Here is a 3,587-nt window from a genome sequence, read left to right on the forward strand (position 1 = left end):
CGTTTGGTGTTGGCGGATGTGGATGATCTGTCGGCTGACGGTGTCGTGGAGTGGCTGCGTGCGGGCGTGGGGTTGGGTGAGTCGCAGTTCGCGGTGCGTGGGGGTGAGGTGCGGGTGCCGCGGCTGGTGCGGGTGGCACAGGGGCTGGGGGCTCCGTTGGAGCGGGTGGGTCGTGCGGGCACGGTGTTGGTGACGGGTGCGTCGGGTGCGCTGGGTGGGTTGGTGGCGCGGCATTTGGCTGAGACGGGTCAGGTCGAGCGGCTGCTGCTGGTCTCACGCCGTGGGCCGGCTGCGTTCGGTGTGGCCTCTCTGGTGGCGGAGTTGGCCAGTAGTGGGACCAGCGCGCAGGTCGTGGCCTGTGATGCCGCCGACCGGGAGCAGCTTGCCGGTGTCCTGGACGGGGTGCCGTTGACCGGGGTCGTCCACGCGGCCGGGATCGTGGATGACGGGCTTGCCACGGCTCTGACCCCCGAGCGGGTGGAGTCGGTGATGCGGCCGAAGGTCGATGCGGCCTGGAATTTGCATGTGTTGACCCGTGATCTGGATCTGGATCTGGACTTCTTTGTTCTGTTCTCGTCGGTGTCCGGGGTCTGGGGTAACCCGGGGCAGGCCAACTACGCGGGGGGCAATACGTTCCTGGACGCTCTTGCCGCGTACCGTCGTCGGTCCGGTGTGCCGGCGACATCCCTGGTGTGGGGTCCGTGGGAGTACGGCATGGCGAGCGGTCTCGCCGACGTCGACTGGCGACGGTTGTCCCGCCAGGGGCTGAAGCCGCTGTCCGCGGCGGACGGGCTCGCCATGCTGGACGCGGCCATGGGCCGGGCCGAACCACTGCTGGTGACGGCCCAGTTGGACCTGGCCGCCCTGCGCCGTTCCGGCGAGGTCCCGCCGCTGCTGTCCGGCCTTGTCCGTGTGGCGCGTGCGGGCTTGCCCGTCCGCCGTACGGTCGGCCAGGCCGCCGATGACCAGAACGCGCTGGCCGCGCGTCTGACCGGGCTGAGCCCGGCCGAACAGCAAGAGGCCGTGCAGGACCTGGTCATGGGGCAGGCCGCCCTGGTGTTGGGCATGTCGGGACCGGAAGCCGTCGACTCCGCTCGCTCCTTCCGCGACACCGGTTTCGACTCCCTCACCGCCGTTGAGCTGCGCAGCCGTCTGAACAACACCACGGGACTGCGTCTGTCGGCGACGGTGGTGTTCGACTATCCGACCCCGGCGGCGCTGGCTGGGTTCGTGCTGAGCGAGCTGGTCGGCGAGTCCGGCGCGGCCGGTGCCGTATCGGTGGGTTCTGTGGTTCCGGCGGCCGGCGGAGTGTCGGTTGATGACGACCGTCTGGTGATCGTGGGCATGGGGTGCCGCTTCCCCGGTGGTGTGTCGTCTCCGGGTGAGTTCTGGGAGTTGCTGGAGTCGGGTGGGGACGCGGTGGGCGCGTTTCCCACGGACCGGGGCTGGGCCGAGGACATTCATGACCCGGATCCGGATGCGGTGGGCAAGAGCGTCTCGGGTGAGGGTGGATTCCTCTACGAGGCGGGGGAGTTTGACGCGGAGTTCTTTGGGATCAGTCCGCGTGAGGCGGTGGCGATGGATCCGCAGCAGCGGTTGCTGCTGGAGACATCGTGGGAGGCGCTGGAGGACGCGGGGATCGATCCGGGGGCGTTGCACGGCAGTGACACGGGAGTGTTCACCGGCCTCTTCTACCACGACTACCTGCCGACTCATGCCGTGCCTGAGGAGGTTGAGGGGTATCTCGGTACGGGGGGTGTAGGCGCGGTGGCGTCGGGGCGGGTGGCGTATGCGCTGGGGTTGGAGGGCCCGGCGGTGACGGTGGATACGGCGTGTTCGTCGTCGTTGGTGGCGTTGCATTTGGCGTGTCAGTCGCTGCGGTCGGGGGAGAGCTCCCTTGCGTTGGCGGGTGGTGTGACGGTGATGTCGACGCCGGGGACGTTCATTGATTTTTCGCGGCAGCGGGGTCTGGCTGCTGATGGGCGTTGCAAGGCGTATGCGGAGGCGGCGGACGGTACGGGCTGGGGTGAGGGGGTTGGTGTCCTGGTCGTGGAGCGGTTGTCGGATGCCCGGCGTAATGGTCATCGGATTCTGGCGGTGGTGGCCGGTACGGCGATGAACCAGGACGGCGCGTCCAATGGTCTGACGGCGCCGAATGGCCCGGCGCAGCAGAGGGTGATCCGGTCGGCGCTGGCCAGTGCCGGTCTGGCCTCGGCTGACGTGGATGTCGTGGAGGGCCATGGCACGGGTACGCGGCTGGGTGATCCGATTGAGGCGCAGGCGCTGTTGGCGACGTACGGCCAGGGCAGGGCTGGGGACCGGCCGTTGCTGTTGGGTTCGGTGAAGTCGAACATCGGTCATGCGCAGGCGGCGGCAGGTGTGGCGGGGGTCATCAAGATGGTGGCCGCGATGCGGCACGGCATCGTCCCAGCGACGTTGCACGCCGAGGAGCCGTCCTCGCGTGTTGATTGGGATGCGGGTGCGGTGCGGTTGGTGACCGAAGCCGTGTCGTGGCCGGAGGTGGGTGAGCGTCCGCGGAGGGCGGGTGTGTCGTCGTTCGGGTTCTCCGGCACCAATGCGCACGTGATCATCGAGCAGGCGCCTGACGACGAAGCGCCCATGCCTGGCGCTGCACCCCCGTCGGCGGGTGCTGATGGTGTGGTGTTGCCGGTGGTGCCGTGGGTGGTGTCGGGTCGGTCGGCTGCCGGGCTGGTGGGCCAGGCCGGGCGTCTTGCGGAGTTCATCCAGCATCGTTCGGACGTAGAAGTGAACGACGTGGGGTGGTCGCTGGCGGTTTCGCGTGGGGTGTTGGAGCACCGTGCGGTGGTGCTGGGTGCGGATCGCGGTGAACTGGCGGCCGGAATAAAGGCGTTGGCGGAGGGTCGTGAGGTTCCGGGTGTGGTGTCCGGGGCTGTGGGTGGTGTGGGCAAGGTCGGGTTTGTGTTTACGGGGCAGGGTGCCCAGCGGGTGGGCATGGGTGCGGGTTTGTATGCGGCGTTCCCGGTGTTTGCGGAAACGTTTGATGCGGTGTGTGCGGGGTTGGCTGAGCATCTGGAGGGTTCGCTGGCGGCGGTTATTCGGGGTGAGGGTGAGGAGTCCTGGGTCGGCCAGGGGCGGATCGATGCGACGGTGTGGGCGCAGGCGGGGCTGTTTGCGGTTGAGGTGGCGCTGTTCCGGCTTCTTGAGTCGTGGGGCGTGAGCCCGCAGGTGGTGGCGGGGCATTCGATTGGTGAGCTGGCGGCTGCGTATGTGGCGGGGGTGTGGTCGCTGGGGGATGCGTGTGCGGTGGTTGCCGCGCGCGGCCGGTTGATGCAGCAGCTTCCTGCCGGTGGCGCGATGGTGGCCGTCGAGGCGGGCGAGGAGCGGGTCCTCGAAGCGATCGCGGGCCGGCCCGGTGTGGGCATCGCTGCGGTCAACGGCCCCAAGGCCGTGGTGATTTCAGGCATCGAAGATGAAGTGCTGGCAGTGGCCCAGGCGTTGGCGCAGGCCGGTGCGCGGACCAGTCGTCTGCGGGTTTCCCACGCGTTCCACTCGCCGTTGATGGAGCCGATGCTGGAGGAGTTCGCGCAGGTCGTCGGCTCCGTCGA

At 68.7% G+C, this 3,587-nt stretch carries 1 protein-coding gene; it reads left to right on the forward strand.

The genetic code is table 11. The annotated features are described in order from the left end of the window. The coding region (locus AB0I10_RS40740) for a type I polyketide synthase (protein ID WP_363157788.1) at positions 1 to 3,587 on the forward strand (3,587 nt) is incomplete at both ends.

The organism is Streptomyces sp. NPDC050636 (genome assembly GCF_040654775.1).
GTDB lineage: Bacteria > Actinomycetota > Actinomycetes > Streptomycetales > Streptomycetaceae > Streptomyces.